Origin of the sequence: Sphingobacterium sp. xlx-130 (assembly GCF_011007405.1) — a bacterium.
In the GTDB taxonomy this organism is placed as follows: Bacteria; Bacteroidota; Bacteroidia; order Sphingobacteriales; family Sphingobacteriaceae; genus Sphingobacterium; species Sphingobacterium luzhongxinii.
Genome location: NZ_WFKN01000001.1, coordinates 268817 through 282213, shown reverse-complemented (window position 1 = coordinate 282213; position 13397 = coordinate 268817). Strand labels below are relative to the sequence as shown.

At 37.8% G+C, this 13397-nt stretch carries 9 protein-coding genes; all 9 read left to right on the top strand.

Translation table 11 applies throughout. From position 1 onward, the window contains the following. Positions 1 to 10: 10 nt before the first annotated feature. The 9 genes from G7B18_RS01135 (at position 11) to G7B18_RS01095 (ending at position 13334) form a co-directional block, all read left to right on the top strand. Positions 11 to 1354, top strand: coding sequence for a DUF6998 domain-containing protein (locus tag G7B18_RS01135; RefSeq protein WP_164121905.1), 1344 nt, complete (start codon positions 11 to 13; stop codon positions 1352 to 1354). Positions 1355 to 1470: 116 nt separating this feature from the next. After that, positions 1471 to 3033, top strand: coding sequence for a type I restriction-modification system subunit M (locus G7B18_RS01130; RefSeq protein WP_164121904.1), 1563 nt, complete (start codon positions 1471 to 1473; stop codon positions 3031 to 3033). After that, positions 3026 to 3436 carry a hypothetical protein gene (locus tag G7B18_RS01125; RefSeq protein WP_205601687.1) on the top strand — a complete coding sequence of 137 codons (411 nt, stop codon included), beginning with the start codon at positions 3026 to 3028 and terminating at the stop codon, positions 3434 to 3436. The genes G7B18_RS01130 and G7B18_RS01125 overlap by 8 nt, the downstream gene beginning before the upstream one ends. Next, the gene (locus G7B18_RS01120; protein WP_164121903.1) at positions 3426 to 4604 is read left to right on the top strand and encodes a restriction endonuclease subunit S; all 1179 of its coding nucleotides are present in this window, start codon (positions 3426 to 3428) and stop codon (positions 4602 to 4604) included. Before G7B18_RS01125 ends, G7B18_RS01120 begins: the two co-directional genes overlap by 11 nt. A gap of 4 nt (positions 4605 to 4608) precedes the next feature. Continuing rightward, positions 4609 to 7218 (top strand): TrlF family AAA-like ATPase, encoded by a 2610-nt coding sequence (locus G7B18_RS01115; protein ID WP_164121902.1) that lies wholly within the window; start codon positions 4609 to 4611, stop codon positions 7216 to 7218. A gap of 7 nt (positions 7219 to 7225) precedes the next feature. Further along, the gene (locus G7B18_RS01110; protein WP_164121901.1) at positions 7226 to 10432 is read left to right on the top strand and encodes a type I restriction endonuclease subunit R; all 3207 of its coding nucleotides are present in this window, start codon (positions 7226 to 7228) and stop codon (positions 10430 to 10432) included. Between the two features lie 8 nt (positions 10433 to 10440). Beyond that, positions 10441 to 11058 (top strand): hypothetical protein, encoded by a 618-nt coding sequence (locus G7B18_RS01105; RefSeq protein ID WP_164121900.1) that lies wholly within the window; start codon positions 10441 to 10443, stop codon positions 11056 to 11058. A gap of 253 nt (positions 11059 to 11311) precedes the next feature. Further along, complete coding sequence (locus G7B18_RS01100; RefSeq protein WP_164121899.1) at positions 11312 to 11926, top strand: GIY-YIG nuclease family protein; 615 nt, start codon at positions 11312 to 11314, stop codon at positions 11924 to 11926. A gap of 61 nt (positions 11927 to 11987) precedes the next feature. After that, positions 11988 to 13334, top strand: a complete 1347-nt coding sequence (locus G7B18_RS01095; RefSeq protein ID WP_164121898.1) for a hypothetical protein — start codon at positions 11988 to 11990, stop codon at positions 13332 to 13334. The last annotated feature ends 63 nt before the right edge of the window (positions 13335 to 13397 follow it).

The window sequence follows — 13397 nt, the reverse complement described above, 5'->3', positions numbered from 1 at the left end:
AAAAATGTATATGCTGGGACAGAAAGAATCAAAATTACTCAAGGAATTAGCTCTTGCACATGACACACTTGTCGATATAGGTATAGCATACACAGATAATTACACGGGTGAATTTGGCGAATTCTATGCCATTAGATTGTTAGGGCTTACTCGCTATGCTCGCAGCCACAAAGGTGCTGATGCTTACGATAGTAAAGGAAAGACATATCAGATCAAAGCGAAGGTTATGACCAATCCTGATCGCAGCTATACCATACGCGGATTAAACCCCACCTGCTTTGACTATTTATTAGTTGTACATCTCAATACAAAGTTTGAGTTAATTGCTATCTATCAATTTGATTCAAACCTTGGTATGACAAGTCTAATAGTCTCTCCAGCCAGTACTGAAAAATCGCATTTGAATGCTGCTAACTTATTGTTATCTAAAGAAGAGAGACTTGCTATCAGCCGATTTGGCGCAGTATATGATCAAATAAAAGCGTTAAAAGTATTTGAGTCAGGTAATTTGGTGGGGAACATTGGCGAGCTCATGGCAGCTAAACAGCTCGATTTGACATTGGCACCTACCAATCAAAAAGGTTATGATGCATTAGACAAGCTCGGGAATAAGTACGAGATAAAAACACGACGAGTCTATGATTCCACACGTCGTAATTTTGAAAATAGACGCATCAACAATCTTGTTGGAAAGGATACAGACTTCTTGGTTATTGTAGTATTGGATCATTCATTTGAATGTGCTGGAATGTGGCTATTAGATCCACAAGAGATTTCCAATCCAAAATCTGCAAACCTAAAGATAGTCAACACCACAAAAGGCGTGAAAAATTTAGTGCCTAGCAAGATATCCTATCTAAATGATAGAGATCCATTTATACACAAATTTCGTTCAGACAAAATAGAAATGACCAAATCTGTTCGACAAAAGATAAATACAGCTGGCACTCCAATAAAAAAACAAAGCAAAAAGAAGTATCCGGCCTATTACTTTGTTATTGCAGTTTTCTTCATTTATTATTGTATCATAAAGCCCAACACTAGCTCTGAATTAGGTGTATTGTTTTATGCCCTAGTAGGTCTTATTGCTTATTATCTTTATCGGCAGGCAAATGCAGATTCGCAGTCACGAGAAGGTAGGATAAAGAAACCAACAGATCATCCTAAAGAAAATGAGAAACGATTAGACGAGATCGAAGTTCCGATAGAATTGGAACCTTCTCGAAGAGTAAAACGAAATTACACGTCATTTCGTTTTAATGGCAACAACACCAGTAAACGTGAGCGAAGAGATGTTCATATAGATTGTGAGTGTGATTCAATATATCATGAAAATTGCAACTGTGATACATAATTATGTTATATTTTTGCAGTGAAGATAAATACTAATTAAAGCACTTAAAATTTTAATTATATTACCATATTGACTGACATACATTAATTACTAAAAGGAAGAAGTAAAATTATATAATGGCAAAGAAGAAAGAAGCTGTAGAGGAAACAATTGAAAAGACGCTGTGGAAAGCAGCAGATAAGTTACGTAAGAATATAAATGCAGCCGAATATAAGGATGTCGTATTGGGATTGATTTTCTTAAAGTACATATCCATTGCCTTTGAGAAGATGCATGCCGATCTGACGGCACAGATTGATGAGGGAGCAGATCCAGAAGATAGAGAAGAATACACAGCAGAGAATGTATTCTTTGTGCCGCCATCAGCACGATGGACATTTTTGCAAAGCAGTGCAAAGCAACCTAATATCGGTAAGATTGTGGATGACGGCATGGATGCCATCGAATCGGAGAATGCACAGTTGAAGGGAATCCTTCCGAAAGTATACGCCAAGCAAAATCTAGACCCGACCAGTTTAGGAGAGTTGATCGATCTGATCGGTAATATCAACTTTGGCGAGACCAAAGAACGATCCGCAGATGTGCTGGGACACGTGTTCGAATACTTCTTAGGCCAATTCGCTCTAGCCGAAGGGCAAAAAGGAGGACAGTTCTACACCCCTCGTTCGGTTGTAGAGTTATTGGTAGAGATGCTAGAGCCTTACCAGGGACGCGTATTTGACCCTTGTTGTGGCTCGGGTGGTATGTTTGTACAGTCCGAGAAGTTTGTGGAAGATCACCAAGGAAAGATTTCTGATATTTCTGTATATGGACAAGAGTCCAATCAGACCACTTGGCGCTTAGCCAAGATGAATCTAGCCATTCGTGGTATCGATTCTACGCAAGTAAAATGGAATGCCGAGGGATCGTTTCTGAACGATGCCCATAAAGATCTAAAAGCCGATTATATCATAGCCAATCCACCGTTCAACGTCAGTGATTGGGGCGGAGAGCTATTACGAACCGATGCACGTTGGCAGTTCGGTGCCCCCCCTGTTGGAAATGCCAACTTCGGGTGGTTGCAACACTTTATCCATCACCTCGCACCGACTGGTCAGGCCGGTGTTGTATTGGCCAAGGGAGCCTTAACCTCCAAAACATCCGGCGAAGGAGAAATCCGTAAACGAATGATTGAAGAAGGCCTGATCGATTGCATAGTCAATTTACCCGCAAAGTTATTCTTAAATACGCAGATTCCAGCTGCGCTATGGTTCTTGCGTCGTAAGAAAGTTGCCAATGCAAAATACCGCGATACGGCAAATGAAATACTTTTTATCGATGCTCGTAATTTAGGGCATTTGATCAACCGTCGTAATCGAGAACTATCCAACGGCACTGTAGATCCTAATGATAACGATATTGCGCAAATTGCTTCTACCTATCACAACTGGCGCAATGTCGATAGTACCTATCAAGACGTTGCAGGATTCTGTGCATCTGTTCCGGTTAGTAAAGTAGCCGAGTTAGATTATGTCTTGACACCAGGCCGTTATGTGGGGCTGCCTGATGAGGAGGATGATTTCAATTTTGTAGAGCGATTCACAGAACTTAAAGCGACATTGGAAGCACAATTGGCCAAAGAGGCCGAGTTGAATGCTGTCATTGCGGAAAACCTATCTAAAATCAATATCCATGGCTAAAGAGTCATCAAATAATACAAACACTACATTCCAATATTTAGACTATGCCATCTTTCAAAACCATGGTTACATGGGATTGTATGGAGGGCTCGATGCTAAAGGTATATATGCTAAGAAGGGGTTAAAGAAGAGCCAGCAGATACTGGACCACATGGGCAGTACGGAGTTAGCGGCTAATCTCTTCCGTGCTACCCAAACAGAAGATAAACTACGCCGAGAGAATATTCAAGGCAAGCACAATGCCAATAAAGCTCATTTTGAGGTAGGTAAAAAAGTCCATAAAACCATTGAAGAATTGGGGGGTACCATGCCCGAAGATCTACCAACGGTAGATAGTGTGAAGAAATTAGAAAGACAGCAGGCTAAGCAGTTGAAAAATAGAAAGGACGAGGATGGAGAATAGAGATTGGTATATTAAAACATTAAATGAAATTTCCTCCAAAATTGGCGATGGGTTACATGGAACTCCAAAATATAGTAATAATGGAGAGTATTTTTTTATCAACGGGAATAACTTAGTTAATGGAGCTATAGTATTTAAGCAAGACACAAAGAAAGTTAATAAGGAAGAGTTTTTGAAATATCGCAAAGAACTTAATGAGAGTACAATATTTGTTTCAATTAATGGGACTTTAGGAAATCTGTCGTTTTATAAAGAAGAAAAGGTTGTTTTAGGAAAAAGTGCGGCATATGTTAATTTACTCGATACAGTTGATAAAATTTTTGTTTACTATAATTTCAAAAGTAAATATTTTCAAAATTATTTAATAGATATTGCGACTGGTACTACAATACCGAATGTACCTTTAAAAGGGTTAAGAGAATATGATATTCAACTCCCACCATTATCCGAACAAAAAGCTATTGCAGGGGTATTATCTAGTTTAGATAATAAAATAGATCTCTTACATCAACAAAACCAAACTTTAGAAGCTTTAGCAGAAACGTTGTTTCGTCAATGGTTTATCGAAGAAGCGAAAGAGGATTGGGGGGATTGTTTAATTGGTGATTTAGCAACGCATTCAAAGGTATCAATTCATCCAAAGAAAAATTTGGATACTTTGTATCACCATTACAGTATTCCATCATTTGATGCAAATAAAACACCTGTAACCGAATTTGGAAATGAGATTCAAAGTAATAAATACAAAGTTGGAATAAACTCAATATTATTTTCAAAACTTAATCCTCATAAAGATAAAAGGGTTTGGTTAATTCTTGACGAAATAGAAGATAATGCTATTTGCTCTACTGAATTTCAAGTTGTAAAGCCTACTAATGATAAGTATTTATATTTTTTATTTGGTTGGCTAACAAATTCAGCTTATTACAATGAAATTGCATCTGGTGTTGGAGGAACTAGTGGGAGTCATCAACGAATAGATCCAAAAGCAATTTTTACAGCGCCATGCGTTAAAATTGAGGAACAAATCATTATAGATTATAATATTCAAGCCGAGCCTTTATTTAGAAAACAGTTTGAAAATCAACAGCAAATCCAAACTCTAACTCAAATTCGCGATACTCTATTACCAAAGTTGATGAGTGGCGAGGTAAGAGTGAAATATTAAAATTATGAGCGAGCATATCAATAAATACCATAAAGGATCGGAATGGCGCAAGTGGGACTTGCACTTTCATACACCTACATCATATGATTACAAGAATAAGTCTATTACTAATCAAGAAATTATTGACAATTTAATTTCTAATGATATTGCAGTCGTTGCAATTACTGATCACCATGTAATTGACGTTGAAAGAATTCAAGTACTTCAAAAATTAGGGAGGGATAAAGTTACCATTTTACCAGGGATTGAGTTTTTGTGTGAATCTAGGGGAAGCGATCCTATACATTTTATTGGGATTTTTCCTGAAAAATGTAATCTTCAGTTTATATGGGAACAGATAAAAAATCAAACTAATATTAAGCGGATTTATGGTGAAGGAAAAAGTGAAAATGAGGTCTATTGTGAATTAGAAGACACAGCTAACTTAATACATGAATTAGGTGGCATTACAACCATACATGCTGGATCGAAAACTAATACATTAGATAATATAACACACTCACTTCCTCATGGAGTAGCTCAAAAAGAAGATATCTCTCGCCATATAGATGTTTTCGAACTCGGTAGTGAGAACGATATAGAACCGTACAATAAATATGTAAACCCCCATTTAAAAAAGAGTATTAATAAATCACTTCCTTTAGTTATTTGTTCTGATAATCATAATGTAAAGGATTATATTGTAAAGCAAAATCTTTGGATAAAAGCAGATCCTAATTTTGAAGGATTGAAGCAGGTTATTTATGAACCTGAGGATCGAGTATTCATTCAAGCAAATAAACCTGAAGAAAAAGCGGGCTATCAAATCATCGATCATATCGAGATTGTAAATGAATCAATTTTTAACGATAAGCTTCATTTGAATCAAAATCTCAATTCCATAATCGGTGGTAGGTCATCTGGAAAATCTGTTTTATTGGGCACTATAGCAACCAAGTTAAAGACAACAAGACCTATTGAGTTTTTGGATAAAGACTATCAAAATTATGTCCAATCTATCTCTGATACAATTAAGGTCATATGGAAAGATGGGCAGGAAGAAAATAATCGAGAGGTTGAATACTTCGAGCAGGGCTATATGCATAAAATCGCTCGAGACGGATCTCAACTTAATAAAATTGTAAACGACATACTAATTCAGAAAGGTAAAGAACCAATTCTTGATGAGTATAAGCGATTTGTGACAGATAATACAAAGTCAATAGCTGGTTCTGTAAGTGATTATTTTTCACTGCTAGCAGATATTCAAGAAAAAGAAAATAAAGCTAGAGACAAAGGCGACAAAAAAGGAATAGAAGATGAAATTGCAAAACTTAAGGAAGAATTGCAAAAACTATCTATTACAGCTATAACAGACGAAGAAAAGGCCCACTATGAACAAGTCAAATCTTCTATTTTAGGTCATAATCAACACATACAATTTATCGCTAGGGAGACCGGATTAATAGAAAGACTTAAGTCAGTTAGTATAATCAAAGATAATCTGGACTATGAATTGACATCTTTATCTGGAGAAGTGAAAAATCAACTTTCTATTTACCTAAATGCGATTAAGGCAGATGCTCAAAAGAAATGGATAGACGAGCTGGATAGAATGTTGGGTTTAGGGCAAAATGCAAAAATGGATTCGGATCAAAAGATAGCCGATTTTGAAAATGATGTAGTGTATTTGAAGGTTCTTCAAGCTTATAAAGATAATTCTCAACTCTCCGAATACGAAGCCAAAATCAAAATTCAAACAGATAAGTTATTTGAAATAACGAACTTATTAACAGAGATTGATAATCTTAAAACTCAAGTAACTGAAACGAAAGGCAAAATTATTGAAGCTCATAAATCATTTTACAATAACATTAATGATATTTTATCAAACCTTTCAGATCATCAGGACGGCTTAGCTATTAACGCGAAATATAAATTTGAGGGTGAACAATATAGAGGACTTTTGAATGCTGGATTAAACTTGCAGGGATATGCGAATAGAGATTTAGCCGAGTACCAATATGATGACTTCACTGGATTTGAAAGACATCAACTTAATCTGTTTGAGAAATTAGAAAATAGACAATTGACCTTAAAGGGGGGATATGATAGTCAAAGTCTTACATCGGCATTGTTATCGACAAATTTTTTTAGCTTAAGTTATGATATTGAGTATGAGGGGGACGACTTCAAAAAGATGTCAGATGGGAAAAAGGCATTTGTTGTACTCAAGTTGCTATTGGATTTTAGTGACAAAAACTGTCCTATTTTAATTGACCAGCCAGAGGATGATTTGGATAACCGTGCAATTTATAATAATCTCGTTCAATACCTACGCAATAAGAAAAAACTTAGACAGGTCATCGTGGCCACGCATAATCCAAATATTGTTGTGGGGGCAGATAGCGAATTGGTTATTTGCGCCAATCAACATGGAGAGAAGAACCTAAATAGTGAGGCAAAGAAGTTTCAGTATGTAAGCGGTAGCTTAGAACATACGTTCCCACGTACTGTGAAAAAGGATGAAATTATTCTTGAAAATCAAGGTACGAGAGAACACGTGTGCGAGGTTTTAGAAGGGGGAAATATTGCTTTCAAGTTGCGTGAGAAAAAATATTCGATAAAGGAATAAATATAAAATGACCGAAAACGAAATTGAATTGCTAGCGCTTGACCTGTTACAGGGTCAAGGATATGAATATATAAACGGGGTCGATATCGCACCGGACAGTGTATCGCCAGAGCGCCATACTTTCGAGGAGGTAATCCTGAGAGAACGCTTAGAGAAAGCGGTACGTCGGATAAACAACACTATTCCGGCAGATACCCAACAGGATGCCATAAAACAGGTGATGCGTATTGCATCGCCGGATCTATTGGCCAATAACGAAGCCTTCCACCGATTATTAACGGAGGGTATCCCAGTAACGAAACGTATAGACGGGCAGGAGCGGGGCGATCGCGTATTCTTAGTGGATTTTGATAATCCATCGCACAATGAGTTTTTGGTCGTCAATCAGCTTACCGTTATCGAGAATGGTGTTAATAAAAGACCCGATATCATTCTTTTCGTCAACGGCTTGCCATTAGTAGTGATTGAGCTGAAGAATGCTGTCAACGAAAAGACTACTGTTGGTGCGGCTTTTCGACAGATAGAGACTTATAAAGCAATGATACCTTCATTGTTTACCTTCAATTCATTTTCGGTTATATCAGACGGATTAGAGGCCAAGGCAGGGACGATATCCGCAGGACTGAGTCGTTTTATGGCTTGGAAATCGGTAGATGGAACTATCGAAGCATCCCATCTCATCAGTCAGTTGGAGACATTGATCAAGGGTATGTTGAATCCAACTACCATGTTGGATTTGATTCGTCATTTTATCGTTTTTGAGGAATCAAAAAGAGAAGACGCCGATGGTATTGTCTCGGTACAAACCGTTAAAAAAGTAGCAGCCTATCATCAGTACTATGCCGTAAACCGTGCTGTTGAATCCACAAAACGAGCATCCGGTTTTACGAACAAGCAACATTATTCTGGCGCTAAAGAAGCTCCCGAGAGCTATGGACTGCCCGGGGTAAAACAACAGCCAGCAGGAGACCGTAAAGGCGGTGTGGTATGGCATACCCAAGGATCCGGAAAATCCTTGTCCATGGTCTTCTATACTGGTAAGATTGTACTGGCTTTAGACAATCCGACCGTACTTGTGATTACAGATCGTAATGACTTGGACGACCAGCTGTTTGACACCTTTGCTGCATCAAAACAATTGCTACGCCAGGACCCAATACAGGCGACCGACCGTAAGCAGTTAAAAGAACTTTTAAAAGTCAATTCAGGAGGCGTCATCTTCACGACAATACAGAAATTCCAGCCCGAAGAAGGCAATATATATGAGACACTTTCCGAACGCGAAAATATAATCGTCATAGCAGATGAAGCGCACCGTACGCAGTATGGATTTAGCGCCAAGACGGTAGATGATAAAGATGAAGAAGGAAATGTCATCGGTAAAAAGATTGTCTACGGTTTTGCCAAATACATGCGCGATGCTTTACCTAAGGCAACCTATCTTGGATTTACAGGTACACCTATCGAAAGCACTGATGTCAATACACCAGCAGTATTTGGTAATTATGTCGACATCTATGACATAGCCCAAGCCGTAGAAGACGGAGCGACGGTACGTATATTTTATGAAAGCAGATTGGCTAGAGTCAATTTGAGTGAAGAAGGCCGTGAGCTAGTAGAAGAATTGGACGACGAGCTGGATCAGGAAGAACTGACTACCACCCAAAAAGCCAAAAGCAAATGGACACAGCTAGAAGCCCTGATAGGCGGTAAAAACCGTTTGCAAAATATTGCTTCAGATATCGTGACACACTTTACCCAGCGTCAGGAAGTTTCTCAAGGAAAAGGAATGATTGTCTCCATGAGTAGACGCATTGCTGCAGAGCTGTATCAAGCTATTGTGGCTATAAAACCCGAATGGCATTCGGACGATCTGAAGAAAGGGAAGATCAAAGTGATTATGACTTCTGCATCCTCGGACGGACCTGCGATGGCCAAGTTTCATACGACCAAAGACCAACGTCGGATGTTGGCCGAACGTATGAAAGATCCGAATGATGAATTGGAGTTGGTTATTGTGCGTGATATGTGGTTGACAGGATTTGACGCACCAAGTATGCATACCTTGTATATCGATAAGCCGATGAAAGGACACAATCTGATGCAAGCTATTGCTCGCGTAAACCGTGTCTATAAGGATAAGCCAGGAGGCCTTATTGTCGACTATTTAGGTATTGCCGCAGACTTAAAGAAAGCACTGTCCTTTTATTCCGATGCCGGCGGTAAAGGTGATCCAGCTGTTGCTCAGGAGCAAGCGGTGTCATTGATGCTCGAGAAAATCGAAGTACTATCTGCCATGTACCACGGCTTTCCTTATGAAGACTATTTCGACGCAGACACCTCTACCAAACTATCTTTGATCCTGGGTGCCGAGGATCATATTTTGGGATTGGAGGATGGTAAGAAACGCTATATCGATGAAGTGACAGCTTTATCGCAAGCATTCGCCATCGCCATACCGCACGACCAAGCTATGGATGTCAAAGATGAAGTGGCCTTTTTCCAAGCCGTCAAAGCCCGATTGGCCAAGTTTGATTCTACAGGAACAGGTAGGACAGATGAGGAATTGGAGACGACCATTCGGCAGGTCATCGATCAGGCACTTATTTCGGATCAGGTCATCGATGTATTTGATGCCGCTGGGATTAAGAAGCCAGACATCTCTATTTTATCCGATGAGTTCTTAATGGAACTCAAAGATCTGCAGCACAAAAATGTTGCATTAGAGGTCTTGAAGAAATTATTGAACGACGAGATCAAAGCCCGAACGAAAACCAACCTAGTCCAGAGTAAAAAACTTTTAGAGATGTTGGAGTTATCCATCAATCGCTATCATAATAAAATTCTGACTGCAGCTGAGGTAATCGATGAATTGATCAAGCTAAGTAAGGACATTGTGGAGATGGATAATGAGCCCAAGAAAATGGGCTTGAGCGATTACGAGTATGCATTTTATACGGCAGTGGCTAGCAATGACAGTGCAAAGGAGTTGATAGAACAGGACAAGTTGAGGGAGTTGGCAGTAGCTTTGACGGAAACAATTAAAAAGAACACGTCTATAGATTGGACTATCAAAGAAAGCGTACGTGCTAAATTGAAAGTGGCGGTAAAGCGCCTTTTAAGAAAATATGGCTACCCGCCTGATATGCAGCTTTTGGCTACTGAAACGGTGTTGAAGCAGGCGGAGTTATTGGCTAAGGAGTTGACTTCATAAATGTAATCATGGCTATAGATTTGAATTCTACACTTATATACAATCAAAAATCTATTGACTATGCGAGAATTTGCCTACATACAGCTTGGCAAATCGCGACTGCAGGTTATTTTGATGAATTATTTGAACGTAATGGCGGAAGGTATGAGAAAATATTATACTTGGAAAAAAGATCTAATTTTGTTCATCAAATCGTATTTACAAATTGGAGGATGTTTGTGATCGAGGTATGTAAGCTTTTTGATAAAAATAGCTCGCAAAGTATACAGAAATTAATCAACAAACTTTTACACAAAGAACAAGGATTTAAACTTGTTAACTATAATCGTGAGAAATTAGAAATAATAAATAACAAATTCAAAGATCAGTTAGAAAGTAATCAGGGGCTTTTTGAAAGAATTAAGCATTTGAGAGATAAATTTTATGCTCATAGAGATGATGAGTTTTATACACAGCTAGACATTGAAGTAAAATTTAATGAAGGGAATGTGATATTAGAAATTGCTAAAAATACTTTAGTAGAAATTGCAGAATTCTGTAATGAAAGAGTCGTATTTATTGATTCAGAGGGCCTTTTTAAGAAAACAGGAGTTAAGGAATTGATATTTTTAAGTGAGCAGCAATGATATATCCCTTTTTTTGCTCACTATGTAAGTTTCAAATGGAATTTGCGAAACGATTACAAGGAGGAATTTAGAAATATTACTCTGCGTTATTTGGATAGGTAGTGAAGCCTCCGTTTAGATTATCCTATAACTAAGAAAAAATATCAGGTTTAAATCAAAATGATTTTAAGAGCAATTGAAGGAAAAATTTTTAATTCTAGATATTAATTAGATGGTTTGTATTAATTAGGTGTGATATTTTAAGTGAATCAATATGGATAAATTTACAGCCGATTTTTTAAACAAGCATAAGATTGATAAAAAATATGTTATAGATGCGAAAGGTGTTACGATAAATGATATCAAAGCGCAAATGAAGACCAATAATAAATATTTTGCCTACAATAGCACTAAATGTAAACAGGGGGGGCACACTATAAGATCAAGATCAGGGCATTGCATTGTATGTGATGTAACCCGTATTGCATTTGTAAAGAGACAATATGCTGTAGGTAAAATTTATGTTTTTGGTTCTAAATCCAAGCAGTTTGTCAAGGTAGGGATGACCACTGATCATATTACATCCAGATTGCAAAAATTAAATAGCAGGAAGGTTGGGGGGGCAAATGATTGGGAGGCATTGTGTTCTTTAGATGTAGAAGACCCTAATAATATGGAGTTAAGTCTTCATAAATTGTTAAAAGACTACCGGGTTACCGGCGCACTTTATGAAGGAACTGAAAGCAAAGAGATATTTCGATGCAGTATTTTTAAAGTTTTAGATCTCATCAATGATTATTTGGTATCAAAAGGAGTAGAGGGGGTAATTAGCAAAGATTATTCAGGTATTCTTAGTGATTTTAACTTTAAAAACTTGAGGAGTATTTAGTATAGAATTAATTGCTTTTTAACGGCAGGATATTATATGCTATCTTATCAACCATACAATTATGCACTCAAGTAACGACCATGAAAGAGAACTAGTAGCTAGTTTGATAGATTTTTCTTTAGAGGTGGATCTCATTGCTATTACCTTAGTCAACAATGAAAATCCTGATGACCAATATCAGGGCAAGGGCGTTCTGTATATGAAAGCGGATGGCCAATTCTACCTGAAATTCTTCAACGACGAATATTTGAGCCAGAGCCAAACTATGAGAAAGTTATTTGCTGAGCCTAGGACATATCCTATTTATAGCATGGAAGGGAAAGATTACAATGGCAAGAAATATTCGTGCAACTACCTCTCTACAGACAGCCCTATACTTAATGTTAGCGAACTCGAGTTAAGCGGTAAAATACACGCAAAACATTCTATGAGCTTCAACTCAAAGATAATATTTGCTGGGGAATATCAGTTCCCTATGGATAAGATATCAAATATTGAGACTAGCTATGATGGAGAGTTATGGTATACTGATTATAAGAAGATATGGGAAATACCATTAAATGAAGGCCTTTCCGTATTGTTCAGTAAATTTAACAACTATACAGAGGCTCTTCTTGTCGGAAAATCTGCTGACACAGTAGATAACGATATACTGGAAAGGGTAGTGGCCGCATTTGATTTTTTAACAGGAAAGGAAACCGAGCCCGTACTGGTAAGTCTGGGGATGCGGAGCCATTATTTTTATGGACGTAGGAATATGCTGTTGGCCAACTCTACATTTGAATCGCCTTTGCCCATGAGTCATAATAGAGGAGCAGAATTTACTACGAATCACAATAGTTTATTTCGATTATACTACGACTTCATAGGCACGCCTGAAGGAGTAATATTAACAGATATTCACAAAAGGATAGTCTCTGCTAGTCGAGGCTATATGTTCGCTTTAGGGTTAGTCGTCAGTATCCAGATAGAGAATCTCTGTAAACTATTTTACTCCGATCGATACGTTCCTGACGAAACCTACCGTGCTCAAGTTCTACAAGCTATCGAAGTACTCAGCAAATCAGAGAGCGGCCCCTTTCCAGAAGTTATCAATAGATTAAAAAATTCCATCCCTACCAAAGGCGGAATAAACATAAGGAACATCTTAAGTCAGCTAAGCAAAGAGGAGATCATCAATACAGAACTAATCAAGCCCTGGGTGAAAATCCGTAACAGCACGGCTCATGCAGATAATATAATGGACGATGGTTGGATAAAGTTTCTTGACGAGACTTTCTTATGTATCAATTTATATTATACCCTTGTGTTTAACATAATTGGTTATAAAGGCGTTATACAATATCATAAAGACTGCCATAGTAGCGAACTAATCACACCTCAAAATGTCATTTTATACGAAGACTAACAGAGTAAACACCATAATTCACTGTAACTCTGCAGCTTGAAAAACGATTGAGATAGCAACCAA